Here is a 26,340-nt window from a genome sequence, read left to right on the forward strand (position 1 = left end):
CGTCAGGAAATCTGCAGCCCCCCGTTGATGTCGTAGGTTGCCGCCGTGATGTAGCCGGCATCCTCGCTCATCAGGAACACCATCAGCGCTGCTATGTCCCGCACGGTGCCTACCCGGCCCACCAGGATGTCGGCGGACATGGCAGCCTTGCGCTCCTCCGTCAGCGTTCCGCCCATGATGTCCGTATCCACGGGACCGGGTGCCACGCAGTTGACGGTGATGCCGTACTGGCCCATTTCCCGGGCCAGCGCCCGGGTGAAGCCGATGATGGCCGCCTTCGAGGCGCTGTACGCCACCTTTGAGTAGGTGCCGCCCCCGCGCTGGGCGGAGATGGAAGAGACGCTGACGATCCGACCAAGCCTGCGCTCAATCATGCCCCTGAGGACGCGCTGGGTGACCAGGAACGTGCCGGTCATGTTGATCTTGAATACGCGTTCCCACGCCTCGAGTGTCTCGTCCATGAACTCCGTGGGTGAACTGATGCCGGCCAGGTTGGCGAGGCCAACGATCGGCGGCAGCGTGGATTCGACCTCGTCGATGGCGGCGTTAACGTTTGCCTGGTCGGAGACGTCAGCGCCCACGCCGAGCGTCTGGACGCCGTAGACGACGGCAATTTCCTCGGCCGCCGTCTTGGCCGCGTCGCCGTCGATATCCAGGATCGCCACCGACCACCCTGCGCTGGCGAGCATCTCCGCCGTCGCCCGTCCAATGCCGCGCGGAGACGCGGCGCCGGTCAGCACCGCAGTCCGCTCGGCCGGGAACGTTTCGTGATGAGTCATGTTCCTCAGCCTCTCGTCGCCTGGATTGTCAGCTCTTGATGTCGAACTCGTCGGCGGCAACAGCTTCCTCACCGACCGTTGCAGGAGTACCGGGCTTCACATGGCCCTCCGGACGCCTGCGCGCGTAGAGATAGGTGGCCACCGCGGTGATGCCGAGGCAGGCCGCCAGGAACACGAGGCCGGAGCGGTTGTCTCCCGTGGCGTCGTTGAGCAGGCCCACGGCGTAGGGGGCCACGAAGCCGCCCAGGTTGCCCAGGGAGTTGACCATGGCCAGGCCGGCTGCCGCCGCGGCGCCCACCAGGGCCGTCGAAGGCATGGCCAGGAACGGCGCGATGGCGGAGTAGATGCCCATGGCCGCCAGAGTCAGCGCGATCATGGCCAGCACGGCATTGACCTGCACGAGGAAGCCGGCGGCCAGGAGGCCGATGGCCGCCATCACCATGCTGATGCTGGCATGCATGACGCGGTTGCCCGTTCGGTCCGAGCGCCGGCCCCAGAAGTACACGAAGACGGCGGCGATGGTGTACGGGATGGCCACGATGAAGCCAACCTCCGTGGTGGTGAACCTGCCCAAGGCCGCAACGATGGTCGGCATCCACAGGCCAAGTCCGTAGATACCGCACACCAGGCCGAAGTACAGCGCCGAGTACGCGATGGTCCGCGGATCCTTGAGCCCGGCCAGGAAGTGGTGCGGCTGGCCCTTCGTCCTGTGCGCGAGCTCATCGTCCATCGTCTTGGTCAGCCATTCGCGCTCGTCCTGGGCCAGCCAGTGGGCATGGCTGGGGCGGTCCGTCATCAGGATGGGGGTGAGCAAGCCGAGGAGGATGGCGGGGATGCCTTCGATGATGTACAGCCACTGCCAGCCGTGCAGGCCCCAGATGCCGTCCATCTGCAGCAGCAGGCCGGAGACCGGGGCGCCGAGGGCATTGGAGATCGGCTGGGCCAGGATAAAGATGCCGAGCACGGTGACGCGCTGCGCGGCAGGGAACCACAAGGTCAGGTAGAAGAGGATCGCCGGAAAGAAGCCTGCCTCGGCCGCACCGAGCAGGAACCGGATGATGTAGAAGGTCACTTCGCCGTTCACCAGAGCCATGGCCGTGGCGAAGATGCCCCAGGAGATCAGGATGCGGGCAATCCACTTGCGGGCGCCGAACTTGTACATCCCGCCGTTGCTCGGGATTTCCAGCAGTGCGTAGCCGAGGAAGAAGATGCCCGCGCCAAGCCCGTACGCCGCCGCGCTCAGGCCGATGTCCTCGCTCATGGTCAGCTTGGCGAAGCCGACGTTGTTCCGGTCCAGGTACGCAATGAAGTAGAGCAGGACGATCAGCGGCATCAGGCGGCCGCGCACCCGCCGCAATGTCCGGCGGCCCAGCTCGTCCAGATGGTCAGCAGGATTCACTGAAGACATGGTGCACCTCGCTACGAGAGACACGCCGCCGGGCTTCCTCAGCGGAACAGTTAAGGTTTACCACTCGGCAACGAAATAGTCACCCTACTTACTAATATTTGAGGAGCTGCTTCCACACCCGGCGTGACCGTGCTACTCCCCTGACCGGAGCCAGTCCAGCAGGCGCTCCAGCGGCCAGGTGGTGATGATGCGCTCTGCCGGGACGCCGTTCCGTTCAGCCCGCTCCGCGCCGTACTGCAGGAAATCCAGCTGGCCGGGAGCATGGGCGTCGCTGTCGATGCTGAACAGGCACCCCGCATCAAGAGCCAGCCGCATCAGGTTGTCGGGAGGGTCCTGCCGCTCCGGACGGGAATTGATTTCGACAGCGACGCCCGCCTCCGCGCACGCCGCAAACACCCGCTCGGCGTCGAACTCCGACTCCGGCCGGGTCCCCCGCGAGCCCTGCAGCAGACGGCCGGTGCAGTGACCCAGCACGTTGGTGTGCGGGTCCCGGATGCCGCTGAGCATCCTCTCCGTCATGGTGCGCCGGTCCGAGCGCAGCTTTGAATGCACGCTGGCCACCACGACGTCGAGCCGCTCCAGCATGTCAGGGTCCTGATCCAGTTCCCCGTTCTCCAGGATGTCCACCTCGATTCCGGACAGCAGCCGGAACTCCGCGCCGTCCTGGCGGGTATGGGCCGCATTGACCGCGGCCACGGCCTCGAGCTGGTCGCTGAGGCGCTCGGCGCTCAGTCCGTTGGCGATCTTGAGGTTCGGGGAATGGTCCGTCAGGGCAAGATATTCGCGGCCCAGGTACCGGGCGGCGTCCGCCATGAGGTCAATGGGCGATCCGCCGTCGGACCAGTTGCTGTGGCAGTGCAGATCGCCCCGAAGCTGCGCGCGGAGCCCGTTGCCGCCGGCGGCAAGCGGCTTGGCGCCGGTCTGCCTGAGCTTGTCGAGATAGTCTGGCACGGCACCGTCAACCGCCTGCAGGATGACCTGGAACGTCGTGTCCCCGATGCCCTTGGTCCGCTTCAGCCTGCCGTCCCGCGCACGCTCCGCCAGGTCGTCCGCGGCGAGGTCCGCAATGACACCGGCGGCCTTCCGGAAGGCCTGCACCTTGAAGGTGGGCGCGGCGCTGCGTTCCAGCCAGAACGCGATCTCATTCAGGGCGTCAACGGCGTCCATTCAGTCCCTTCCGCAGGCCGTGGTACAGCGCCACTGGCAGTGGCCGTCAGTCCTGGTGCAGCTGGATGTAGTTGCCGCAGCCGTCGTCGAAGACGGCCGACGTCCCGGACGGATCCTCCGACGGTTCGCCCTGGAACGGGATCCCGACGGCGGTGAGCCGCTCATACTCGGCCCGCACATCCGGAACGCCGAACACGATCGCCGGGTGCCCGGCGTCGTGAAGTCCGTTCATGTATGCGGCGGCGATCGGGTTGTCGCTCGGCTCCAGCAACAGCCCGACGCTACCGGCATCACCGGGGTCCTTGACGATAAAGAGGTTGTGCTCAGGCATGGCCATAAGCGTTTCGAAGCCGAGCGTCTGCGTATAGAACGAGTGCGCTGCCTTCGGGTCCCGGACGTGGATGCTGCACATTTTTAGTCGCATGCCGCCAACGCTACGCCGCAGGCCGCCGGCTGCAAACCGTTTCCGCCGTCCGGCGGACCATTGACCGGCGGCACCCGAGGGGCTGGAATTGAAGTGGAGCCCGAGTCCCCGGGCCCCGATGCTTGGAGGTGGTGCAGTGTCCGCCGTTATCGAAGCCGTCCCCCTTGGGACGCTGCAGCTTGTCTTCTGGGGTGCCGTGCTCGTGGCCGCCGCTGCCTGCACCGTCTTCGCCGTCCGGCACCATGCCGGAAAGTCCGACGGCGACCCGTCAGATCCGCTGTTCTGGGACGTTTTCTGGGGTTCTGCCGTGATCCTCCCGGCACTCCTCATCCCGGCGGTGGCCTCGCCCTCGGCCGGACTGGCGCTGGCGGCGGCAGCCTGCGTCAGCGGCGTTGCCGCCTACCGGACCAGCCCCAGGGTTTTGGGCTGGTACTCGTCCCGGCGAAGGCAGCGGGAGGAGCTGCCCGCCCTGCAGGCCGCGGCCAACGTTCACAACGCCGTCCTGCAGCGCTGGCAGCGCTACGAACTCGACCCCGCGCTGGCGATTGATTTTCCGGCCATGTCCGATGTGCACCGGCCGGAAACGGCGGCATTTGTGAAGGCCATGCGGGAAGCGGAAGCGCTGCGGGCGTCCCGGCAGCCCGGGTATGCGTCCGCCGTTGCTCACCTGGAGCGGGCGCTGGCGCTGGCGGAAGCCGCAGCCGGGGCGGAACCAGCCGGGTATCCCCCGCACGGAGTCAGCGGGGACATGCGCGCTCTTTCGTGAATCAATCCGGGGCTTCCGCCCCTTGTCCTCGCTGTTTGCCGGGCGGGCGGCGAAGGCACGCCAGGCCGAGCACGGCGCAGGACATCCAGAGAGCACCGCTGGGACCAACCGGCGCCGCCAGCAGGCCCGCTGCAGCCGGCAAGGTCACTTGGCCTGCCCGGTTGCCGAGCAGGCGAAGGGCCAGGGCCGATCCTCTGGACGCAGGCGGAACAGCCTGGGTAACGAGTGTCATGGTGATTGGCTGCCCCAGGCCAAGAAAGAAGCCTCCAAGCGCCAGCAGGCCCCCGGCAGTCCACGGAAGTTCAAAAAGCCATGGCAGCAGGGCCAGTGTTGATCCTGCACCGGCAAGACTGGCGATGACGAGCGAGGGCCGGCTCCAACGGGCAAGGAGAACCGGCAGGAGCAGGCGTGATGCGATCGATGCCGCCGCCCTGGTGGCCAGCAGGATGCCTACGACGACCGGGGATACACCCTTGTCCTCTCCCAGGAGCGGCAGGAAGGCAACCAGGATGTCGGTGGTCGCCAGCAGCGCCAGGCTTGCCACCATGTTGGTCTTCACCGTCGGATAACGCAGCAGTGCAGCCACGGAGTCCCGAGGGGACGAAGGTGGCGGCTTCTCATCCTTCTCCTGGGCGGGTTCCTGTTTCGCAGCAGTGCCAAACGCGAAGGGAACGGCGAGCACAGCGATGCCTCCGGCGATGAGAAGGGCAGTGTTGGAATCAGCCAGCCTCACTCCGGCGGGTACTCCTTCGGCTGCCCCCATGGCGAGGCCGGCCAGCAGCGGCCCGGCCATTTGCCCCAAGGCGAACGAGGCGGTAAACCAGCCGAAGGCAGCATCCATATGGCTGAGCGGCACGAATCTTGCGATCGCGGACTGGCCCGCGATCGTGAAGCAAAGGTGCCCCAGACCCAACACCGCACTGGCTGCTGCGACAACGGGCAGTGACGGAGACGCCGACAGCAGGGCAGGCCCTGCTGCCAGGAGCAGGGTTCCCACAGCCACAATCCCCCGCAGGGAAGTGCGCCGGTCAGATACCCTGCCGAGCCATAACGCGGCAGCGACCGGGACCAGCGCGTATGCCGCTGATGTCAGGCCAATGGTGATCGAATCTCCGCCCAAGGCAAGGACCTTGTACGAGATGAGCGGCCGGGCAAGGTTGAGGGCGATCTGGCAGAGGACTGCGGACGCGATCAGCATCCACAACCACCTGCGCGACCGTGGCCGGCTAGTACTCAAGGGTCCCCCATCGTTTCATGCCCCGCGTCAGCGGAAGTCGGCGCTATTGTCTTTCGCTACGTCCAGCAGCGTTGCCTGGAAAGCTATTTCAGCCGCAGCCCGGACCCGGTCATGCCGATGCGCCAGGAGCACCCGGCGGGACGGGGCAGTCGCTCCCAGGGACACGATGCTGACGCCGGGGTGTTTGTTCACCACAGCCGTTCGCGGCGCGAGGGCAATGCCGAGTCCCACGCTGACCATGGCCTGGGCCTCTTGGTAGTCATTGGAATGGAACGCTATCCGGGGCGTGAATCCTGCCGCCTTGGCACTCCTGTGCAGCACTTCGACGACGGGATGGTCCTCTTCCCGGACAATCCATTCCTCGTTGGCCAGATCCGCCATGTCCACTTGCCTGCGCCGTGCAAGCCTGTGGTCCTTGCCCACGATGAGGGCGGTGGCGTCTTCGAAGACGGTGGTGAGCGCGAAGCTTTCCGGGCTTATCCGGTTCCACTCGTAATCCCAAAGCAGCGACATGCCCACCTGGCCGTTTTCGAGCATCTCAACCAGATCATCGAAGCGGCTGCTGCGGACATGCAGTTCGATCGCCGGGTATTGCTCCTTGAATCTGCTGATGACGAGGGGCAGAAAGGAACCCCCGAGTGTGGGGAAAGTGCCCATGGTGAGACTGCCCCGGTTCAGCCCTGCGATCTCGGCGAGGTCCGCCTCCGCCGCTGCCATCTGGCGCAGGATTCGGCGGGTGTGCGCGGTGAGGACATGCCCGGCATCGGTCGGCACCATTCCGCGGGCCTGCCGCTGCAGCAACGGCTGGCCAACTTCCGCTTCCAGGCGACGGAGCTGCTGGGAGACACCCGACGGTGAGTAGACGTGCTTCTCCGCGGCAGCGGTTATTGAACCCAGTTCGACGACGTCGAGCAACAGTTCGAGCCTTCTGACATTCAGCATGGGGTACTCCTGCCTTAAGAATTAGTTACACCCATTGAAGAATTCTATACCTTTGGTTCATCCAGAGCGCGCCACCGCCGTTCTGCTGGGCTTCGTCAGAAGCGTTCTGCAGTGTTGGCCGTCGAAATTCCGCAAACGCCGCATAGTGAATGAAGTAAAAGTGCAAGCATATGCATTTTTCTGTGATTGTAATTCATGCATTGCCCGCACCACACTGAGGTAGGCCAACAGGGGCTGAAGGCCCGCAGATGGGCTTGAGAAAGGTGTGGAAAGCAAACATGTTCAAGATTCCGGCCACGTGGATGCGGGGGGGAACCAGCAAGTGCTGGGTTTTCGAATGGGATCATCTCCAGGTCCCGGGGAAGACAGTGGACGAAGTCCTGCTGCGTCTCTTCGGCAGCCCTGACCACCGCCAAATCGACGGCGTTGGCGGCGGTACGTCCACGACGAGCAAGGCGGTAATCCTGTCCCGCTCCGTCAGCGCGGACGCCGACGTCGACTACACATTCGCCCAGGTAGGCATCGACGAACAGCGGGTCGACTGGGGCAGCAATTGCGGCAACTGCTCTGCCGTCGTCGCACCGTACGCCATCGAGCGCGGATGGGTCCCGGTGGGACAGGACAGCACCGCGGTCCGGACGCTCAATACGAACACTAACCAGCTCATCCTGCAGAAAGTGGCCACCCCCCATGGTGAATTGGGATACACCGGCACACAGATGATCCCGGGCGTTCCGTTCCCTGGCATGTCCGTAGGGATGGGCTTCTTTGACCCGGCCGGACGGACGACCGGCAAGCTCCTGCCCACCGGGGAGCCGGTAGACAAGCTGAGCTTCGACGGCCGCCATGTGGCTGCAACGCTCATCGATGCGGGTGCTCCCGTAGTCATCGTGGAAGCTGAGGCTGTCGGTTTAACCGGTCATGAGACTGCCGCGGAGATTGACAACCGGAAGGATCTCCTGGGGCACCTGGACGACCTGCGACGGGACGCGGCCGTGCGGATGGGAATTGCTGCAAGCCGGATCGAGGCCGAACGCGCCATCCCTAAATTGGCCCTGGTGGCCCGGGCCGAACCCGGCGACGAGGCCGACGTCGTCGTCAGGATGCTCTCCATGGGCCGCCTGCATCCGGCCCTCGCCATCACGGGCAGCGTGGCACTGACCATGGCCGCACAGCACAAGGGGACCGTGCTGGCCAACCTGATATCAACCGACGTCTCTGCAGGCGTGAACATGCGGACACCCGCCGGCCTCGTCCAGACGTGGTCGGAAATCAGCGACGGCGTCACAGTCGTAGGCGCCCTGCGCAGTGCACGTCGGCTTGCCGACGCCGAACTCCTGCTTCCAGACACCTGGTAAGCGCCACAATAAAAGCAGACGCCTCCATGACACTGCGGTGCTCACCAGGCGGCACGAATTAAGGACATTCTCAATGACGAGTCAGAAGTCAGCCTTGGAACCCCCCGGCACCAGCCACGAGGCACCCGCCGAACAACCGGATCCGCCGGAACACTCCCGGCGCAGTGTCCTGGCCGTTGTGGCCTCCTTCGCCGCGCTCGGCGTCGCAACCACTGTCCTGGGCGGAGGCCTGCTCAATCCGCCTTCCAGCACCGAAGACGGGAACTTCAGCGGCGAAACGCTGGAATTCCTGATTCCGCTGGCCTCGGGCGGCGGCACCGACACCTGGGCCCGCTTCATCGGCACTGAACTTACCAACTATGTTGCCGGCCGCCCAGGGTTTGCCCCCGTCAACGAACCCGGCGGCGAGGGCATCTCCGGCACGAACAAGTTTGCCCGGTCGGCCAAGACCGACGGCACAGAAATCCTCGTAGGGACAGCGTCCACGGTAGTGCCCTGGGTCCTCGGACGCTCGGCGGTAAAGTACTCTTTCGACGACCTGAAACCCGTGGTGGTCAACGGCACCGGCGGCGTCATTTACGCCCGCACGGAAGCCGGCGTCAAGAACGTCAACGACCTTATCAACAGGGACAAGCCCCTCGAGTTCGGTGGCATCAGTGCCACCGGTCTGGATATCACCACTCTGGTGGCCTTCGACCTGCTCGAAGCGGACGTGACCTCCACCTTCGGCTTCGAAGGCCGCGGCCCGGTCAACCTGGCCCTGCAGCGCGGTGAAATCGATCTGGATTACCAGACCACGTCCGCGTACGGCTCCGCCGTCGAAGGCATCGCCAAGGAAGGCAAGGCAACCGTGCTGATGTCCTTCGGCCAGCTGAACGAAGCCGGGGACGTCATCCGCGACCCCAACTTCCCCGACGTCCCCACCGTGCCCGAAGCCTACGAGGCCTTGCACGGCAAGAAGCCCTCGGGCGAAAAGTTCGAGGCCTACAAAACCCTCCTGGGCCTGACCTATACGTACCAGAAGGGCCTCTGGGTACCGCAGGACACACCGGAAAAGGCGATGACGCTGCTGCGTGAATCCAGCGAAAAGCTGGGGGCCGACAAGGAGTTCCAAAAGAAGGCCGCCAAAGTCCTCGGCGGCTACCCCCTCGTAGCGGATGCCGGCATGGCCGACCGCGTCAGGGACGCGTACACCGTCAGCAGCTCCGTCAGGTCCTACGTCAAGGACCTGCTCGAGAGCAAATACGACATCCACGTTGAGTAAGGACCATCATGCTTGATTCCGCTATGGCAGCGCTGGCATCACTCGCTGACCCTTCCCTGCTCCTCATGCTCCTCATCGGCACTGTTGCCGGTCTGGTCATGGGCCTCATACCCGGTCTGGGCGGCACCGGCGCCGTCGCCATCCTCCTGCCCATCACGTTCGGCATGGAACCGCCCCAGGCCCTCGCGCTTCTCATCGGCGCGCTGGCTGTTGTCCACACCTCCGACACCGTCTCGGCAGTGCTGCTGGGCGCACCCGGGTCAGCCTCGGCCAGCGTGACCATGCTGGACGGCTACTCGATGGCGAAAAAGGGCCAGGCAGCGAGAGCGCTGACGCTCGCCTTCCTGTCCTCCATGGCCGGCGGCATCATCGGCGCCATCGGGCTGACGCTTGCCATTCCCCTCGCCCGGCCCCTTGTGCTTTCCTTCGCCAGCCCCGAACTGTTCATGCTGACGGTCCTTGGCGTCGCCCTCGCCGCCGTTCTGTCCCGCGGCAACATCATCAAGGGCGTCTCGGCCGGCCTGCTTGGCCTTGTGCTCGGCATGGTGGGCACCTCGCCCACCACGGCCGAAGAGCGCTTTACCTTCGGCAGCCTCTTCCTCGGTGACGGGCTCTCCCTCGTCGCAGTTGCCCTGGGCATCTTCGGCCTTGCCGAAATCGCCTCGCGGGCCAGCCAGCGGCGCGGTCAGAATGCGAACATCAGCCTCGGCGGCGGCTGGGGCAGGGGCATCCGTGAATGGCTGTCCCACTGGACCCAGGTGATCCGCGGTGCACTCATCGGCATCTGGGCGGGCGTACTGCCCGGCGTCGGCGCCACCGCCGGAACCTGGCTGGCATATGGCCAGGCTGTGGCCACCGCGAAGGACAAACGCCAGTTCGGAAAGGGAGATCCCAGGGGCATCGTAGGGCCGGAAAGCGCCAACAACTCCGTGGAAGCGGGGGACCTCATCCCGACCCTCCTGTTCGGCATCCCGGGCGGCGTCCCCTCCGCCATGCTCCTGGGCATGCTCCTGACCTACGGCATCCAGCCAGGCCCGTCCATCATCACCGAGCACTTGGATCTGATGTACCTCATCGTGTGGTCCTTCGCGATTGCCTCCATCCTCGGTGCCCTGTTCTGCTTCCTCAGCGTCAAGCAGCTCGCCAGACTCACCAAAGTGCCGTTCGCGGTCCTGGCGGCCGGCCTGGTCGCGATCATGCTGCTCGGCTCATTCCAGGAGGGCGGCCAGCTCGGCGACCTCTGGGTCATGATCATCCTCGGCGTTTTCGGCTGGCTGCTGAAGTCAACCGGGTTCCCTCGGGCACCATTCCTCATCGGCTTCGTCCTGGCCATCCCGCTCGAGCGCTACTACTTCCTCACGGACAGTCTCTACAATGGCCTGGACTGGATGGCACGCCCCGGAGTTATCGTGTTCCTCGCCATCCTGGTCCTGCCCATCGTCTGGTCCCTCATCAAGTTCATCCGAGCCCGGAAACAGGCCAACCTGGACGACGGCCACCGCGACGAGCGCCCTGAGGATGACGAAAGCCCGCTGAAGAACTCCACGTGGTCCCTGGCCGCCGCCGGCATCTTTACCGCAGCCTTCGCCTCGGCGCTGATAGCCTCGGCGTCGTTCTCTCCCGAGGCCCGGCTGGTACCCCAACTGGTCAGCATAGGAGGCCTGGTCTTCTCCGGAATCCTGCTGTTCACCGAGGTCAGGGGGCGGCTCCGGGCGAGGACCGCCACCGCTGGCTGGACGCTGGATGCAGGTTTTGCCCTGAAGACCTTCCTCTGGATGACAGGCTTCCTCGCCCTCACAGCTGCCTTCGGCTACCTCGTCGCGGTGACCATCTTCATCCCCGCGTTCCTGCTGATCGTGGCCAGGGCCCGCCTCAAAGTAGCCATCGCCTACACCCTGGTGCTCTACGTCGCACTCTTGGCCCTGCCGTCCCTGCTGCCCATTGATCTGCCGCAGGGCTGGCTCAACACGCTCGTCTAGAAAACCACTGCCTGCCCTCATCACTACTGGAGAGAAGCAAGAACATGACCGTTCTCGTTGCCTATGCCCCCGCCGCCGAAGGCAGGGAGGCCCTGACCACAGGGATCACGGAAGCACTGCTCAGAAAAACAGACCTGCTCATCGTGAACGTGGGGCGCGGCCACCACGACCTGGACCCTGCGGAAGTTCAGGAGCTCGATGCCCAGCTGCGGGCGGCGGGCCTGACGCTGACGCTCGAGTCCTCGGTGCTTTCCGACCCCGGTGACGCCGTGATTCAAATAGCCCAGGACCGGAATGTCGACATGATCGTCGTAGGCCTTCGGCACCGGTCCATGGTGGGCAAGCTCATCCTCGGCAGCACCGTTCAGCGCATCCTGCTTGACGCCACCTGCCTCGTGCTGGCGGTCCGCCCGGACAAGCTGTAACAGGCGCCAGGCTCTAAAAGCTGCCGGTCCTTCCGGCAGGCGTGGGCCCCTCCCCGCACTCCATCGCAACAGGTAGCCCGAAGGACTGGCGCGGCGGAAGGGTACGCACGGTGGCCGCGGTGCCACCGGGGCTGGTCCAGTATTCCGCGGAGTCGGAGTCGACCCGCAGCAGGACCACCTCGGGGGTGTCCGGCCCGTCCGGGAACCATGCCTCAACCGCCTGGTTCCACAGTTCACGGATCTTGGCCCGGTCCCGGACAACTTCGGCGGTCCCGGCCACCGAGACCCACTCGGTGCGCTGGCCGAAGGACACGTTGACGCGGGGATCCACGCGGATGTGGGCCACCTGGGAGGTTCCCTCCCCCGTGAAGAACCACATGTCGCCGTCGTCCTTCACTTCCTGCACAACCAGCGGCCGGCTGACCAGCGCGCCTTTTTCGTTGATGGTGGTGAACATCCCGATGTGGGAATCGTTGATGATGTCCGTGACTTTGCTGATGTTGGCGGTTTCCGGCATGCTGTCACCTCATTCTGTTCAGTACGTGCTGTTCAGTGTGGGAGCTTCCCCTCGGACCACCTTATTAGTAAGTGTGCTTACTTTCCACCCGCTGCCACAAGAGGGGCATCACCGCCCCCGGGCCAGAACCTCACCCCTGAAGAAACCCGGCCGGATCCTGGCCATCACCAGCATGACCACCACGCCGAGCAGGATCACACCCATGCCCAGGATGAAAACCATGCCGATGCCTCCCACCGATGAGCCCGAGCCGTATGCCGGATCCATGGAGTCATAGGCCGTCTTGACGAACATGACCAGCAGGATGACCCCGCCGAGCAGCGGCGCCAGGAACTTGAAGAAGAACGCCCGGGCGTTGCTGAAGGCCAGTGCCCGGAAGAACCAAACGCAGGCCAGTGCCGTGATGCCGTAATAGAAGCAGATCATCATGCCGAGGGCAGTGATGGTGTCCCAGAGGGCGTTCTCCGAGGTGGTCCGGGTGATCACGTAGAACCCGGCGGCAGCGACGGCGGCCGCAACCGTGGCGTAGCCCGGCGACCTGAAGGCCGGACTGACCCTGCCGAACCTCGGGGGCAGCGCCTTGTAGTGCCCCATCGCGAGCAGCGTCCGGGCAGGCGACACAAACGTGGACTGCAGTGAAGCCGCCGAACTGCTGAGGATCGCCAGCGACATGAGGATAGCGAAGGGACCCATGACCGGCCCCGCCAGGACCGCGAAGATGCTGGACTGGTTCTCCGGGTTCCCGGCGCCCAGCCCGCTCTCCCCCACTCCGGCGAAGGACAGCGTGGCCAGGGCGACCAGCATGTAGATGGCCATAATCACGACGACGGTCACGGTCGCAGCCCGGCCCGGCGTCTTCTCCGGGTTCCTGGTTTCCTCGTTCATCGTCAACGTCACGTCCCAGCCCCAGTAGATGAAGATCGAGAGGGAGACGCCGGCCGCGAAGGACGAGAACGAGTCCACGGCGAACGGGTTGAACCAGTCCGGCGAGATGGCCGTGGCGTCGAAGGCGGAGCCGTTGGCCACATGCAGGAACGCGGAGACGGCGAACCAGCCCAGCACAAGCAGCTGGAACCCCACCAGCACGTACTGGACGGCCTTCGTGGTTTCCATGCCCCGGTAGGAGACCCAGCAGGCAGCGGCTATGAACACCAGGGTGGTGGCGATATTCAGCGGCAGGTTGCCAGTTAGCTGCGCCAGTTCGGGATTGCCGAAAAGCTGCGCCAGCATGAGGTAGAAGAAGTCGACGGCGACGGCCGCCAGGTTGGACAGCACGATGATGGTGGCGGCGATGAGCCCCCAGCCGCCCATCCAGCCGATCCACGGACCGAAGGCGCGGGTTGCCCACGTGAAGGAGGTTCCGGCGTCGGGCATTGCGTTGTTGAGTTCGCGGTACCCGAGCGCCACCAGCAGCATGGGGATGAACCCCACCAGGAAAATGGCCGGCAGGTGCACGCCCACCTCGGACACCGTCGGGCCGAGTGCCGCGGTGAGCGTGTACGCCGGCGCGATGCACGAAACGCCGATCACCACTGCGCCGAGCAGCCCCACAGACCCGGCCTTAAGGCCCTTCTCACTGAGTTTCTTGTGCTCGCCCTGGGCGACAGCGTCCTTGGTGCTCATGGGATTGCCTCTCCGGATAGTTCATTCGCCGTTGAATGGGTTGGGTACAGCCGGCGTCAGCCGACGGCGGCCGCAGCCTCGGCCAGCCGGCGGTCACCGAATGCACCGGGTGCTTCTGCGGCTGCTTTGGCTGCCGCGGCGATGCGGGCAGCGGTGGCCTGCCCCATGCGGACTGCCCCGTCCACGTGCTGGTATCCCTCGGCGGCGAGGTCGGACGAGCACCAGTAGATGGGGCCGACCGGGGTGTGCTGGTCCTTGCCGTAGCGGTGAAGGCCCCCGAGGTCGTAGCTGGAGGCGTAGGCTCCGCGGGTCCATTCCTCGGAGCCCCAGTCGGATTCGTAGTAGACCTCCGGGTCCAGAGCCTTCTCGCCGAGGAACCCGGCGATGGATTCCAGGATCGCCTGTTTGCGCGCCGCGGCATCCAGCTCGAAGACGGCGTCGGCCTTCTCGTCTGAGACGAAACCGACGAGGGTGCCGCGGGTGTCGCCGTGGTTGGTGTTGTCGTAGACCTCCTGGACCAGGGATCCTGCTCCGAAGCCGGTGCCGGAGAGGCCCTCCTCGCGCCAGAACGGCGTCCGGTAGACGGCGTGCACCTTGATCACGAGGCCCAGCGACTGGTGCTGGTGCATCTGGTGCTGCCGGCGCGGCAGCGGCGGGTTGAAGGAGACCCGGGAGTACAGGTTGGGCGGCACAGCCATGATCACGAAACGGGCGTTGACGGTGGCGCGCTCGGACACGGCCGTGACGCGGTGGCCTCTGCCGCCGTCGGCCTCCCAGTGGATGGTGCGCACCGGGCTGTTAAGGACGACGTCGTCCGCCAGTTCCGCTGCCTGCAGCAGGGAGACCTGCTGCATCCCGCCGATGACCCGCTTGTCCAGGATGAAGTCCTCGTCCGTCAGATGGGTGAACGATCCGGCGGAGGCAGCCATCAGCACCGCCTGCAGGGCGGAGAAGGCGTGGGCGGGCTTGGTGAGCATGCCGCCGGCGATGAAGAGGCCGATGTTGTTGCAGGCCTCCTCATCGCTTGAGTGCTGGCGGAGCCAGTGGTGGAAGGAAACGGTATCCAGTTCCCGGGCCTTGGGGTGGTCCCACGGCGCGGTGGGGCCGATTTCGGCGGCGAGCGCATCGAGCAGGCTCACGAGCTTGTCCATCTCCGCAGCAGTTGACGCGCTGACGGGGAAGGAATCCCCCGTGTAGCGGACAGGAGTGCCGTCGGCGCCGATGTAGACGGATTCGCCCTCACGGTAGCGGGAGTAGGTTTCCAGGCCCAGTTCGTCCAGGAGGGCCAGCAGGGCGGTCTGGTCCGGTGAGACCCACTGCCCGCCGATTTCGAGCATGGCCCCGTCAACGGTGTCGGTCCACGTCCGGCCGCCCACACGGTCGCGGGCTTCCAGCACGGCCACCGTGAGGCCCGCCTTCTTCAGTTCACGGGCCGCTGTCAGCCCGGAGGGGCCCGCGCCCACGATCACGACGTCGCGGTCAAAATTCAGCATGATGTCCTCTCTCTGTGGCCGCGCAGGTGATGCGTACCACTAAATGAATGTCATTCATTTATGAGAAACTATAGCCGTTCCGTCCGTGTACGGGAAGAGGCTGATGGAATACTGATGGAGAACCCGCCCCCAGAAAGGCCACCAATGCCGGCATCACCCGCCCCGGGAAGCACCGCCACGGGAGAGACTGCCGTGGAAGACGCGGCACGACGCAGCCCGAAGGCCGGACCGGACGCCCGGCGGCGCGCAGGCCGGCCGGTCGGCGGGGTCCTCGACAAATCCGGCATCACCCGCGCTGCGCTCGAACTCGTCGAAAAAAAGGGCTATGACGCCCTCACCATGGCCGCGCTGGCCCGCGCACTGAACGTCGCGCCGTCGGCGCTGTACAACCATGTGAAATCCAAACGCGACGTGCTGCTCCTGGTCGAGGACCACCTCGCCGCCCTGGTGGACCTATCAGCCTTCGACAGGGATCCGTGGGAAGAAGCGGTGCGCAAATGGGCGTGGAGCTACCGCGACGTCTTCTCCCGGCACACCCCGCTGATCCCGGTGATCGCCGTGCTGCCTGTAACGGACGCTCCGCAGACCCTGGCCATGTATGAAACAGTCAGCGCCGCCTTTCGGGATGCCGGCTTCCCCGAGGAGCGGATTGTCTCCTCCATCGTGGCGCTGGAGTCGTTCATTTTCGGTTCGGCCTATGACGTGACCGCGCCGGCGGACATCTTCGACGCCGGTTCCATGGCCGATGCGACCCCGAGCTTTACCGCTGCCGTGCACAGCCTGGCCGAGCAGGGCCATGAGCGGCCCGCCGACGTGGCCTTCGCCCTGGGCCTCGAGGCGCTGATCTCCGGGCTCGGCGCACTGCGGAGGTAGGAGGGCCGGCGGGGACACGCGGACCATTGCCGAGCGGACAGCCCGCTGCCATTCTTGGTGAATCCGCACTCCCGACTGCGAACAAAGGGGACGAAATCATGCCGCTCTACCTGTCGAAGTTCAGCTACACACCGGAGACCTGGGCAAGGTTGGTCAGCAAGCCCGAGGACCGGAGGAAAGCCGCACAGGAATACATCGAAGCCGTCGGCGGGAAACTCCACGGCTTCTGGTACGCCTTTGGTACGCACGACGGCTACAACCTGTGGGAGGCTCCCGACAACGTCTCCATGGCCGCGGTCGCGGTGGCCATCAGCGGGGGCGGCGCACTGAGTTCCATGGAAACGACAGTGCTTCTGAGCGTGGACGAAACCCTGGAAGCCCTCGAGAAAGCCGGCCAGATCCAGTACCGGGCCCCGGGCACCCTCCCCGAGGACTAGGTTGCCGTGCTGATGCCCCCGTCCCATTGCAGACGGGGGCATTACACGATTGCCTTCTGGTTGGGGACTGCTATCCGAGCAGGGTGGTGATGAGGCGCACTGAGGAGGCGATGATGGCGATGAGTCCGATGGCGCCAAACAGGTTGTGCCACCATTTGTTGCGGAGCTCTCCCATGACAGCGGTTTTGTTGGCCATAACGGCGATCAGGATGCCCAGCAGTGGTGCGATGAGGACGGTGAGGGACTGGGCGATGACAATCAGACCGACGGGTGATGACTGGAAGGACAGGGTGATGATCAGTCCAAAGGCCAGGATCACCCCGGTGACGATGCGGGCTACGGGTGATCCTGCCTTGGCGCCGCGGCCGAGGGCGTCAGAGAGCATGGTGCCGCCGGCGGTGGCGTTGGCGATCATGGACGAGAAAGCGGCGCCCGAGAGTCCCAGTGCGAAGAGCATCGCTCCGACAGGGCCGGCGAGGGGCGTGAAGATGGAGGCGAGGGCGTTGATGGTCCCGGCCTCGGCTCCGGTCTTGCCGAGCACGGCGGCGGCGACCATGATGACGAGGGCGGTCATGATGCCGGGTGCGACGATGCCGGGGATGGTGTCGACGAGGGTGATGTCGCGGTAGTCGGCCCGGGTGCGGCGGTGTTCCTTGACGCCGTAGGAGGTGTAGAAGGCGGCGTTGATGGAGAAGTTTGTTCCGACGAGTGCCACGATGAGGATTTCGCTGCCGGCGGGCAGTTGCGGGACCATGCCTTCCATGGAGCGGTACCAGTCGGGTTGGGCGACCACGGTGCTGGCGATGAAGGCGATGCCCATGAGTACGACGATAACCAGTAGGGCTTTTTCGACGATTCCGTAGACATTTTTGAAGGCGAGGACGAAGCCGACGGCGGCGGTGCAGACGACCGTCCAGAGGACCGGTGACCCGCCGAATATCAACGAGAGTCCCAGGCCGGATCCGACGGCGTTGCCGACTGAGAACATCAGTGTGATGCCGAAGACGCCGAAGCCTGCAAGGACGCCCACCCATTTGCCGAGGTGGTCTTTGATGGAGGTGATCAGGGAGATGGGTGTGGCGATGCCGAGCCTGACGCTCATGTCGGTGAAGAAGATCATGAGGATGGTGGAGACGGCGATGACCCAGACGAGGCTGTAGTCGAATCGGCTGCCGGCCTGCACTGCGGTGGTGAGGTTGCCGGGACCGAACTGCCAGGCTCCGACGACGAAGGCCGGGCCCATGAGCGCGAGGTAACCAAGGAAGGTCCGCCGCTTCGGAGCGTCAGTTGTCAGTGAATCGGATGCAGATGAAGCTTGTTCGTTGCTGACCGCATGCCCCGGCAGGACCTTTACTGCGTGGGCGGTCTTGTTGTGCTCGCGCATGGGCGAGTCCTCCTTCTCCAGCTGCGTTGCTGGGGTCCTCTTTGACCGGTGGGAGCGTGAAGCTTATGAGAGGAGTGGCGGGCCGTTGTCGACCCGCCACCCCTGAGTTGCGATGTTACGCAGGTACGGTGACGTTGCCCAGATTGGCGGACTGCAGGGCCTTCGCGATCTCCTCTCCTGCACCTTCGGCCAGGGGAAGCAGCGGCGGCCGGACGGTGGAGTGCTCGAGGATGCCGCGGGCAATGAGGCCTTCCTTGAGGGCGACGGTGCCTTCCATGTGAGACCCGCGGTGGTACACGTTCTTGGTCACGGGCAGCAGGCGGTCGTGGATGGCGCGGGCGGCTGCGTAGTCCTTGGCCTTGCCGGCGGCGATCAGCTCCACGAGCGGTTCCGGGGCGAGCCCGCCGTAGCCCACCAGGGCGCCGTCGACGTCGAACATGGTGTGAAGCAGATACTCGTCATGGCAGGTCAGAATCTGCAGATCGGGGTAAGTTTCGCGCAGGACCGGGATCTCGGTGTCCCAGCGCTTCATGTTGCGGACGCCGTTCTTGGTAGCGAACACGCCCTCCATGCCGGCGATCTCCAGCTGGGTTTCCAAGTCGTAGGTTGCCTTGGTGGCATCCGGGTACTGGAAGAGGATCAGCGGCAGGCCTGAGGTTTCGTAGATTTCCTTGTAGCGGGTCTGCGGGGCGCCCTTCTGGTAACCGAAGCGGAGCCAGCCGTGGGACGGGTAGACCAGACCTGCCTCGGCGCCTGCCTCAACGGCACGCTTAGCTTCCAAGGCAGCAACGGTGTTGCCCTCACCGGTGATGCCCGCGATGATCGGGATCTCGCCGTTGACGGCGTTCTTGAACTCGCGGATGACCAGGGCCTGCTCATCCTGGGTCAGGAATGTCCCTTCACCGGCATGCCCGAGAACCACGAGGCCCTTGACGCCCTCGACGCTGGCCAGCCAGCCCCCGAGGCGGTGGATCGCGTCGACGTCGACGCTGCCGTCCCGGTTGAACGGCGTTACAGGTGCGGGAACCAGCCCGCGGAGGTCCATGGTCATAAGAGCTTCCTCTGTCTTGTTGGTCGAAGTCCCGCTAGGATGTGAGAACGTTTGCGGGAACGTTTTCATTCTGCGGTGTGGTTCAGCTCACTGTCAAGGGGCAAGTTCCGAACGAGGAGGAAATAGAGTGTCTACTAGGACAATTCCGAACAGGAGAATTCACATGGAACCGGCTGCCCCAGGCACGAACGTCACCTTGAAGGACGTTGCGGCGGCCAGCGGAGTGAGTCTTTCCACGGCCAGCCGCGCACTGGACGAACGGGGCACCGCATCGCGCTCGGCAGCTGCGGCGCATGTCCGCAAAGTGGCGGAGGAACTCGGATACCGCCGGAACTCGTTCGCGTCAAGCCTGCGCAGGGGTGAAACCCGGACCCTCGGAGTGCTCGTCCCCCGCCTTAGCGACACCGTGATGGCCCTGATGTTCGAGGAGCTCGAGCGCGCGGCGTCGGACCGCGGCTATTTCGCGATGGTTGCCACCAGCGGTGATGACCCTGATGATGAACGCCGTGCCGCAGAGACCCTGCTCGACCGCAACGTGGACGGGCTGATTCTGGCCACGGCCCGAATCGATGACGAACTCCCCCGCCGCTTGCGCGAACGGGGCGTGGCGCACGCGCTGGTGCTGCGCACCGACGGGGTCAGCCCCTCTGCGTTAGGCGACGATGAAGTGGGCGGTTACTTGGCAGTCCGCCACCTCATCGACCTCGGCCACCGTGACATCGCTGTCGTGACCGGCCCGGCCTTCACGTCCACCGGAACCGCCCGCCTCGCCGGTGCCCGGAGAGCCTTGGCGGAAGCGGGCATCACGCCCCCGGAAGAATGGCTGCTCGCCGTCGGCTACGGCATAGAAAACGGGTTCTCCGCCGGAGAATCACTCCTGGGCAGCCCCACCGGACGGCGCCCCAGTGCAGTGTTCGCGGCCAACGACAACCTGGCCATGGGCCTCATCGCAGCGGCCCACCGCTTCCATGTCACGGTCGGGGAAGACCTGGCCTTGGTTGGTTACAACGACATACCCCTCTCGTCCCGGCTCTCCACGCCGCTGTCATCGGTGCGCGTGCCCTTGGACCAGATCGCCGGCAACGCGATCGACCTCATCGTGAATCCCGACAGGGAACCAAGAATTCGAAAATCCATGCCAACACTCATCCCGCGCGAATCGAGCGGCCCCCCCGGGCACTCCACAACACCGGTTCGTTCCTAGCCGCCTCTGCAGGGTGCCGCAAGCTTTCTGCAAGGCGGGGCTGCCACACTATGGGCATCTGGCCGGAACGGGTGCCCTTCCGAATGGCTCGGCCAGTATGCCGGCCCGGCACCGCACTCCCCAAGGCGGTACCGGGACCGGCAGTTCCTTGTCCGTCACTCTCCGTACCACCTGAGCACGCGCAGCGCCCTGAGGGTGTTCCACCTGCTGGGGCGTCCGTCGCCGTCCTCCATTGAGAAATGAATCCTCCCGGGGTGGGTGTTCTCCAGCAGCCAGGTGCCATCGGCCTGCCGCCTGGAACGGAGCACACCGACCGCCTCGGCCATACGCTCGTCGGGCGGACCGCCCACTGCCCGGAAGTACTCGAGGCCCCGAAGCACGTCATAGAACCAGCGGGTCGGGTACGAGAAGTGCAGCCACTCCGCGTTGATCAGCTCGCCGGTGGATTTCCGGCGCAGGAGTCCGCGCTCCAGCAGGTACTCCTCAGCGCGCTTCCTGGCCGCAACAGTCGCCGGCGACCCGCCCGTCGCCCGTTCGTGCTCGAGCAGCCCCTCGAGCACGTTGATCGTGCTCCCGAACGAGGACCGTGTGGAGCCGTTTTCCGCCTCGCAGTTCCAGCCGCCGTCGGTCAGCTGATCCCCGAGCAGACGCGACACCACGCCGTCGACATTCTGTCCGAAATAAGCTCCGAGGGTGACCGCCATGCCGTTGACGCACGGCTCCACTTCCCCTTCGAAGAAGGGCTGGTCCCCCTCCTCCCACCGGCTGTTTTCCCGCACGAGTGCGACGGCGCGGCGGGCCTCATCACTGTCGGGGTCAAGTCCGAACTCACGCAGGAGCAGCAAGCTGTAGGTCGTCGCGGTCCAGGGCTGGCCGGGCGCCGAATCGTCGTACCGCGCCGGGTAGTACGTGCCGCCGTCCCACTGCCCGTCCGCACCCTGCAGCGCGAGCAGGCGGGCGCCCCAACCCTCGCTGGCCACGCGGGCACGCTCGGCGGACACCTCCTCGGGCGGCGCGGTCGCAAGGTCGCGCAGCACCTGCCAGCGGATCGAAGGGTCGGAATCGAGCAGCCAGTCGAGGACCTCCATCCCCTCAAAGTACACCCGGGTACAAAGAATAGGACGACGGCGGCGCCGTCGCCCTATTCTTCACATGCAGCAGTTCCGGTTCAGGAATTTACGGTCAGGAGAACCGCCCCGGCCGGAACGTGGCCAGCATCGGGTGCCTGTTTCCGGTCAGAATCTCCCCCGCGAGCAGCTCGCCGGCGATGAGCCCCAGCGTGGCACCGGAATGGGTGAAGGCCACGAAGCAGCCCGGCACTTGGCCCAGTTCGCCGAAGACAGGTTCGCCGTCGCCAGGGATGGGCTTGTATCCGATCTTCCACGACGCCGGCTTCAGCTCGGGGTTTCCGGCGATGAGCTTGGATGCTTCATCCGCAAGTTCCTGGACGACGTCATCAGGGATGCTGAAGGTGCCGTCCGCGTGCTCCGTGATGTGCTCTTCGTACCAGTCATGGTCCAGCGCAAAGGTGCTGCCCGGGTTGGGCCGCACGGCGGCACGCGGCGTGTTCATCACAGCCCGCACGTCGTGGTCCACCGGCTTGGTCACCACGAGCATGGACACCGGTGAACCGTTCGGGATCTCCACGCCCAGGGGCGCGACGACAGCGGGTGTCGCCGCTCCGCACGCCACCAGCACAGCGTCGGCGTCGTACGTCTCGCCCCCCGCCGTTTCGACGCCGACCGCCCGCCCACCATCGGTCACGACGGAGGCCTTGCCGACGTTCACGACCAGCTTGCCGCCGCGATCGTGGAACTCCTCCATCAGGAATTCCACAAGGTCCGGCAGGCTGACCCAGCCCTCGCCCGGGTTGAAAATGGCATTCTCCGGAATGGCCCCGGCGTCGATGCCGGGCGTGGCGGCGGCAACGTCTTCCGGTGCCAGCAACACTGAGTCGTACCCCACGGACTTCTCGTACGCGTGGCGGGCCTCAGTATCCTCCCGCTGCCCGGCCGCGTTCCACATGAGGCCGCCGCCGAACTGCAGCCACTCGCGGTGGGGATCTGCGGCGAAGAGCGTGCGGTACCGGTCAATACCCGCGAGGCGCAGCAGGTGGTACGGCGTTGACCGCTCGCCCGCCGAATTGAGCCAGGACAGCGAGCGGCCGCTGGCCTCGCTCGCGAGGCCACGCTCAGTCAGCAGCGTCACGGACGCGCCCTCGCGGAGCAGGTGGACAGCGGTGGAGACACCCAGGATGCCGCCGCCGATGACGGCGACACGTTTGGTGGTGGAGGACATGCGTTGTCCCTTTCTTTGTGTTCTGGTGCTTTTGGCCGTGCGGCCAGGTAAATGCGGGCGGGCTACGCGAAGGCGTGAATTTTTTCGATGATTCTGAGGGTTTCGAGCGGCTGCGCGGGGTCCACCGGCAGCGGCCCTTCACCCCGGAGCGAAGCAGCGAGCCGGGCGTAGAAACCGGGGTACCCGCCTTTCGCTGCCGGCACCGGCACGGCAGCACCGTCCACTCCCAGAAGCCCCCAAGACTCCTGGGCGTCAACGCCGTACCCGGGATCCGACGGCGACATGCCCGCCGCCAGTGCTGCCTCCTGGCTGTCCAGGCCCCATTTGGTGTAGCCGGCCGTGGAACCGAGAACGTGGAAGCGCGGGCCGACCTGGGCCGCCATGCCGTTCATCCACAGCCTGGACCGGACGCCGGATTCATGGCGCAGTGACACGAAGGCCTCGGTGTCGGCACCATCCGGATGCCCGTAGTTTGCTGTCTCCCCGTAGCTTTCCCCAACGGGGCCGAACAGCTGGATGGCCTGGTCGATCAGGTGGGCGCCGAGGTCGTTGAGGATGCCGCCGCCTTCGGTCAACCCGGCAGTGTCCCGCCAGTTTCCAAAGCCGTCCGGCCGCCACCACTCGAAACGCGACTCGAAAGTGCGGACTTCCCCAAGGGCGCCTTCGTGTACGAGCTTTTGGAGCGTCAGGAAATCGGCGTCCCACCGCCGGTTCTGGAACACCGTCAGCTGCACACCGCCGTCGGACGCCCTGGCGATCAGCTCTTCACCGTGCGCCGCCGTTGTGACGAACGGCTTGTCCACCACCACATGGAGGCCGTGGGCAATGGCCGTGGCCGCGAGGTCGAAATGCGTGAGCGGCGGAGTGCCGAGGACGACAAGGTCGAGATCGGCGGCGAGGGCGAACAGCGCCTCGGGTGTGGGAACCACCCTGGCCCTCGGGTAGAGCCGCGCGGCCTCAGCGGCGCGCTCCGGATCCGACGTCACAATCATGTCCAGGGAGTAGCCCGGATCGGCTGCGATCAGCGGCGCATGGAAGACCTTCCCCGAGATGCCAAAGCCGACGACGGCTGTGCGGATGGGTGCCGTTGTCACGGTTCGCATCACAGCACCTCCGAAAGGAAGCGCTGCAGCCGTTCACTGCGCGGGTTGTCGAAGAGCTCGGCCGGCGTGCCGGCCTCCACCACTTCGCCCTCATCCATGAAGACCACCTGGTCCGCGACCTTGCGGGCGAAGCCCATCTCGTGCGTAACCACCACCATGGTCATCCCGCGGCGGCCCAGTCCGGCCATGAGGTTCAGCACGCCCTTGACCAGTTCGGGGTCCAGCGCACTGGTGGCCTCGTCGAAGAGCATCACCTCGGGTTCCATGGCCAGGGCCCGGGCAATGGCGACACGCTGCTGCTGTCCGCCCGAGAGGTCCCGGGGCCGGTGGTCGGCGCGTTCGGCGAGTCCCACCTCGGCGAGGCGGCTGCGGGCACGTTCCCTTGCCTCGGCCTTGGGCATTCCTTTGACGCTCCAGAGAGCCAGGGCCACGTTCTCGAGCGCAGTGTGGTCGGGAAAGAGGTTGAAGTGCTGGAACACCATGCCGATGCGGGCCCGAAGGATGTCGGGCTTGACCTTCAGGGCGCTCTCCCCGGCCAGCAGCACGTCACCGCTTTTGGGTTCATGCAGGCGGTTGATCCCGCGCAGCAGCGTGGACTTGCCTGAGCCGGACGGTCCGATGATGCACGTGGTGGTGCCGGGGGCCACCGTGAGGCTGACGTTGCGGAGCACCTCAATGTCCCCGTAAGCCATGGTCAGGTTCTTCAGTTCCAGGCTTGAACCGTGGAACGTGCTGCTTTCCGCGGCAGTATTGGCCGTATTGCTTGCGAGGCTCATGTGTTGCTCCCGGTAATCAGCGGCGAGGCCGCGTCGAGTTCCTTGACTTCCTTCAGCCCGCTGGTGGGTGCGGACGGGCGGCGGCGGCCGGTGCGGAACCTGTTGTCGAAGTAGTTCACCAGGTGGGTCAGCGGCACCGTGATCACCAGGTAGAAGATGCCGGCCATGACCAGCGGCGAGAGGTTGCCGGACAGCACGGCGGCGTCCTGGCCAACCCGGAACAGTTCACGCTCGCTGACCAGCAGGCCCAGGAAGTAGACCAGGGAAGAGTCCTTGACGATGGCGATGAACTGGTTCACCAGGGCGGGGAGCACGCGGCGGATGCCTTGCGGCACCACCACCAGGGCCATGGATTTGGCGTAGCTCATGCCCAGTGCGCGGCAGGCCTCGCCCTGCCCCTTGTCCACGCTGAGGATGCCGGCGCGGAAGATCTCGCCGATGTAGGCGCTGGCGATAAGGCTCAGTGCGATGATGCCGAGGGGGTACGGCGACGGTCCGAAGACGGACTGGCTGAACCTCGCGAAGCCTTGTCCGATCAGCAGGATGGTGAGGATTGCGGGAAGGCCCCGGAAGAGGTCAGTGTAAATCCGGGCCGGAACCCTCAGCCACTTGGACGGCGAGATGCCCATGACGGCGATCACCATGCCCAGCACCACACCCAGAATGGTGGCGGCGATGGAGATGATCAGGGTATTGAGGAGGCCCACGCCCAGTAGCTGGGGCAGCACTTCGGCCATTGCGCCGAAGTCAAAGAAAGTTCGGATGATGGTGTTGAGCCAGTCCATGGTTGCTCTCAGACGTAGTTCGCTTAGGGGTCCCGGGCGGGCCGCGCAGGGCGGCCCGCCCGGAAAGCCGGTTGGCTTGGTTGCCCTTGGGGGCTTACTTGCTGGGGGCCGGGGACGCGGTCTGCTCGGCCTTCGGCAGGTACTGCTCAGGCATCGGCGAACCGGGGAACCACTTCTGGTAGAGCTTCTTCCAGGTCCCGTCCTCCATCGCTTCCGCGAGGCCCTTGTTCAGCGCCTCCTTGAGGGCGGTCTTGCCCTTGGCCACGGCAAAACCCGCAGGGGCGTCGAAGGACGGGATGTCTGCGGCGCTGACCAGGCCATACTGCTCCTGGTACGCCTTGGCTGCCTCGTAGTCCAGGAAGTGGGCGTCCACGGAGCCGCTGTTCACGGCGGAGATGGCGGTGTTGTTGTCAGGGAAGCGCACCAGGTTTGCCGACGTGAAGTTCTTCACCGCGTAGGCTTCCTGCAGCGTTCCCTGGACCACGCCCAGGCGCTTGCCGGAAAGACCGTCAACGTCCTTGATGCCCGAGGTCTTGGTGGTGATGACCGTCAGGTATCCGGCAAGGTAGCCCTCGGAGAAGTCAACGGTTTCCTTGCGCTTGTCCGTGATGCCGATCGCGGCCACGCCGACGTCGAACTGGCCGTTGGCCACCGCGGCAAGCAGTCCGGAAAAGTCCTGGCCGGTGAAGACCGCATTGTCTACGCCTGCACGGTGGGCCACGTCCTTGAAGAGTTCGACGTCGAAACCGGTGAAGTTACCCTGCGCGTCGGTGAAGGTATACGGCTTCGAATCGCCCAGGCTTGCCACCCGGATGGTGCCCGGTTCGATCAGGCCATACGGGTTCTCGGCAGGCGTCGAATTGGCCGATGACGATCCGCCGCAGCCTGAAAGGGCGAGGATCGCCGCCAGGGCTGCCGCAGCAACGGCTGCCGGGCGGAAGTTCAGTTTGATCACAGCGTTTGTCCAATCGTGGGAGGGAAAGCGGTGCTGTCAGGGCCGCCAAAGGATTTGGTCGATGAAGCTCTTGCTGAGTCCGGTCTCAGTCC

25 protein-coding genes are annotated in these 26,340 nt (G+C 65.4%); 8 read left to right on the forward strand and 17 right to left on the reverse strand.

What is annotated here, in order from left to right; all coding sequences use genetic code 11:
* Nucleotides 1-2 precede the first annotated feature (2 nt).
* From AC5RUM_RS03470 to AC5RUM_RS03485, 4 genes are all read right to left on the reverse strand, one after another.
* Nucleotides 3-779 carry an SDR family NAD(P)-dependent oxidoreductase gene (locus tag AC5RUM_RS03470; RefSeq protein WP_494033616.1) on the reverse strand — a complete coding sequence of 259 codons (777 nt, stop codon included), beginning with the start codon at nucleotides 777-779 and terminating at the stop codon, nucleotides 3-5.
* A 28-nt stretch (nucleotides 780-807) separates the two neighbouring features.
* Entirely contained in the window at nucleotides 808-2,187 is a 1,380-nt protein-coding gene (locus tag AC5RUM_RS03475) for an MFS transporter (RefSeq protein ID WP_494033617.1), read from the reverse strand.
* A gap of 132 nt (nucleotides 2,188-2,319) precedes the next feature.
* Nucleotides 2,320-3,354 carry a PHP domain-containing protein gene (locus tag AC5RUM_RS03480; protein WP_494033618.1) on the reverse strand — a complete coding sequence of 345 codons (1,035 nt, stop codon included), beginning with the start codon at nucleotides 3,352-3,354 and terminating at the stop codon, nucleotides 2,320-2,322.
* A gap of 46 nt (nucleotides 3,355-3,400) precedes the next feature.
* Nucleotides 3,401-3,778, reverse strand: coding sequence for a VOC family protein (locus AC5RUM_RS03485; protein ID WP_494033619.1), 378 nt, complete (start codon nucleotides 3,776-3,778; stop codon nucleotides 3,401-3,403).
* Between the two features lie 136 nt (nucleotides 3,779-3,914).
* Between AC5RUM_RS03485 and AC5RUM_RS03490 the strand changes: the two genes are divergently transcribed.
* On the forward strand, nucleotides 3,915-4,544 hold the full coding sequence (locus tag AC5RUM_RS03490; RefSeq protein WP_494033620.1) for a hypothetical protein: 630 nt from the start codon (nucleotides 3,915-3,917) through the stop codon (nucleotides 4,542-4,544).
* 1 nt (nucleotide 4,545) lies between these two features.
* On the opposite strand, the gene AC5RUM_RS03495 is transcribed toward AC5RUM_RS03490, so the two are convergent.
* Both AC5RUM_RS03495 and AC5RUM_RS03500 read right to left on the reverse strand, forming a co-directional pair.
* The gene (locus tag AC5RUM_RS03495; protein ID WP_494033621.1) at nucleotides 4,546-5,742 is read right to left on the reverse strand and encodes an MFS transporter; all 1,197 of its coding nucleotides are present in this window, start codon (nucleotides 5,740-5,742) and stop codon (nucleotides 4,546-4,548) included.
* 66 nt (nucleotides 5,743-5,808) lie between these two features.
* A complete protein-coding gene (locus tag AC5RUM_RS03500; RefSeq protein WP_494033622.1) occupies nucleotides 5,809-6,723 on the reverse strand; it encodes a LysR family transcriptional regulator in 915 nt (304 codons plus the stop codon).
* Nucleotides 6,724-7,001: 278 nt separating this feature from the next.
* Between AC5RUM_RS03500 and AC5RUM_RS03505 the strand changes: the two genes are divergently transcribed.
* The 4 genes from AC5RUM_RS03505 to AC5RUM_RS03520 all read left to right on the forward strand — a co-directional run bounded on the left by AC5RUM_RS03505 (nucleotide 7,002) and on the right by AC5RUM_RS03520 (nucleotide 11,749).
* Nucleotides 7,002-8,081, forward strand: a complete 1,080-nt coding sequence (locus AC5RUM_RS03505; protein WP_494033623.1) for a PrpF domain-containing protein — start codon at nucleotides 7,002-7,004, stop codon at nucleotides 8,079-8,081.
* 73 nt (nucleotides 8,082-8,154) lie between these two features.
* Complete coding sequence (locus AC5RUM_RS03510) at nucleotides 8,155-9,345, forward strand: type 2 periplasmic-binding domain-containing protein (RefSeq protein ID WP_494033624.1); 1,191 nt, start codon at nucleotides 8,155-8,157, stop codon at nucleotides 9,343-9,345.
* Nucleotides 9,346-9,353: 8 nt separating this feature from the next.
* Entirely contained in the window at nucleotides 9,354-11,324 is a 1,971-nt protein-coding gene (locus tag AC5RUM_RS03515) for a tripartite tricarboxylate transporter permease (RefSeq protein ID WP_494033625.1), read from the forward strand.
* Between the two features lie 44 nt (nucleotides 11,325-11,368).
* Nucleotides 11,369-11,749, forward strand: a complete 381-nt coding sequence (locus tag AC5RUM_RS03520; protein WP_494033626.1) for a universal stress protein — start codon at nucleotides 11,369-11,371, stop codon at nucleotides 11,747-11,749.
* Nucleotides 11,750-11,762: 13 nt separating this feature from the next.
* Here AC5RUM_RS03520 and AC5RUM_RS03525 read toward each other — a convergent pair whose 3' ends face one another.
* From AC5RUM_RS03525 to AC5RUM_RS03535, 3 genes are all read right to left on the reverse strand, one after another.
* Nucleotides 11,763-12,266, reverse strand: coding sequence for a pyridoxamine 5'-phosphate oxidase family protein (locus AC5RUM_RS03525; protein ID WP_494033627.1), 504 nt, complete (start codon nucleotides 12,264-12,266; stop codon nucleotides 11,763-11,765).
* A 108-nt stretch (nucleotides 12,267-12,374) separates the two neighbouring features.
* Nucleotides 12,375-13,889 (reverse strand): APC family permease, encoded by a 1,515-nt coding sequence (locus AC5RUM_RS03530; protein WP_494033628.1) that lies wholly within the window; start codon nucleotides 13,887-13,889, stop codon nucleotides 12,375-12,377.
* A gap of 56 nt (nucleotides 13,890-13,945) precedes the next feature.
* The gene (locus AC5RUM_RS03535; RefSeq protein WP_494033629.1) at nucleotides 13,946-15,382 is read right to left on the reverse strand and encodes a flavin monoamine oxidase family protein; all 1,437 of its coding nucleotides are present in this window, start codon (nucleotides 15,380-15,382) and stop codon (nucleotides 13,946-13,948) included.
* Between the two features lie 144 nt (nucleotides 15,383-15,526).
* Between AC5RUM_RS03535 and AC5RUM_RS03540 the strand changes: the two genes are divergently transcribed.
* Nucleotides 15,527-16,255, forward strand: a complete 729-nt coding sequence (locus AC5RUM_RS03540; protein ID WP_494033630.1) for a TetR/AcrR family transcriptional regulator — start codon at nucleotides 15,527-15,529, stop codon at nucleotides 16,253-16,255.
* A gap of 98 nt (nucleotides 16,256-16,353) precedes the next feature.
* Nucleotides 16,354-16,692, forward strand: a complete 339-nt coding sequence (locus AC5RUM_RS03545; protein WP_494033631.1) for a GYD domain-containing protein — start codon at nucleotides 16,354-16,356, stop codon at nucleotides 16,690-16,692.
* A 70-nt stretch (nucleotides 16,693-16,762) separates the two neighbouring features.
* On the opposite strand, the gene AC5RUM_RS03550 is transcribed toward AC5RUM_RS03545, so the two are convergent.
* Both AC5RUM_RS03550 and AC5RUM_RS03555 read right to left on the reverse strand, forming a co-directional pair.
* A complete protein-coding gene (locus AC5RUM_RS03550; protein WP_494033632.1) occupies nucleotides 16,763-18,076 on the reverse strand; it encodes an Nramp family divalent metal transporter in 1,314 nt (437 codons plus the stop codon).
* Between the two features lie 115 nt (nucleotides 18,077-18,191).
* Nucleotides 18,192-19,127 carry a dihydrodipicolinate synthase family protein gene (locus AC5RUM_RS03555; protein WP_494033633.1) on the reverse strand — a complete coding sequence of 312 codons (936 nt, stop codon included), beginning with the start codon at nucleotides 19,125-19,127 and terminating at the stop codon, nucleotides 18,192-18,194.
* 163 nt (nucleotides 19,128-19,290) lie between these two features.
* Here AC5RUM_RS03555 and AC5RUM_RS03560 point away from each other — a divergent pair, with 163 nt between their 5' ends.
* Nucleotides 19,291-20,331 (forward strand): LacI family DNA-binding transcriptional regulator, encoded by a 1,041-nt coding sequence (locus tag AC5RUM_RS03560; protein ID WP_494033634.1) that lies wholly within the window; start codon nucleotides 19,291-19,293, stop codon nucleotides 20,329-20,331.
* A 155-nt stretch (nucleotides 20,332-20,486) separates the two neighbouring features.
* Here the strand turns inward: AC5RUM_RS03560 and AC5RUM_RS03565 are convergent, their stop codons facing one another.
* The 6 genes from AC5RUM_RS03565 to AC5RUM_RS03590 form a co-directional block, all read right to left on the reverse strand.
* On the reverse strand, nucleotides 20,487-21,419 hold the full coding sequence (locus tag AC5RUM_RS03565) for a prenyltransferase/squalene oxidase repeat-containing protein (protein ID WP_494033882.1): 933 nt from the start codon (nucleotides 21,417-21,419) through the stop codon (nucleotides 20,487-20,489).
* A gap of 94 nt (nucleotides 21,420-21,513) precedes the next feature.
* Nucleotides 21,514-22,629 (reverse strand): NAD(P)/FAD-dependent oxidoreductase, encoded by a 1,116-nt coding sequence (locus AC5RUM_RS03570; RefSeq protein ID WP_494033635.1) that lies wholly within the window; start codon nucleotides 22,627-22,629, stop codon nucleotides 21,514-21,516.
* A gap of 62 nt (nucleotides 22,630-22,691) precedes the next feature.
* Nucleotides 22,692-23,732: a Gfo/Idh/MocA family protein gene (locus tag AC5RUM_RS03575; RefSeq protein ID WP_494033636.1), complete on the reverse strand. Its 1,041-nt coding sequence runs from the start codon at nucleotides 23,730-23,732 to the stop codon at nucleotides 22,692-22,694.
* Entirely contained in the window at nucleotides 23,732-24,508 is a 777-nt protein-coding gene (locus AC5RUM_RS03580; RefSeq protein ID WP_400577070.1) for an amino acid ABC transporter ATP-binding protein, read from the reverse strand. Before AC5RUM_RS03580 ends, AC5RUM_RS03575 begins: the two co-directional genes overlap by 1 nt.
* Nucleotides 24,505-25,293: an amino acid ABC transporter permease gene (locus AC5RUM_RS03585; protein ID WP_494033637.1), complete on the reverse strand. Its 789-nt coding sequence runs from the start codon at nucleotides 25,291-25,293 to the stop codon at nucleotides 24,505-24,507. Before AC5RUM_RS03585 ends, AC5RUM_RS03580 begins: the two co-directional genes overlap by 4 nt.
* A 94-nt stretch (nucleotides 25,294-25,387) precedes the next feature.
* The gene (locus AC5RUM_RS03590) at nucleotides 25,388-26,248 is read right to left on the reverse strand and encodes an ABC transporter substrate-binding protein (protein ID WP_494033638.1); all 861 of its coding nucleotides are present in this window, start codon (nucleotides 26,246-26,248) and stop codon (nucleotides 25,388-25,390) included.
* Nucleotides 26,249-26,340 lie beyond the last annotated feature (92 nt).

It is taken from the genome of Arthrobacter sp. B2060, from assembly GCF_059090445.1.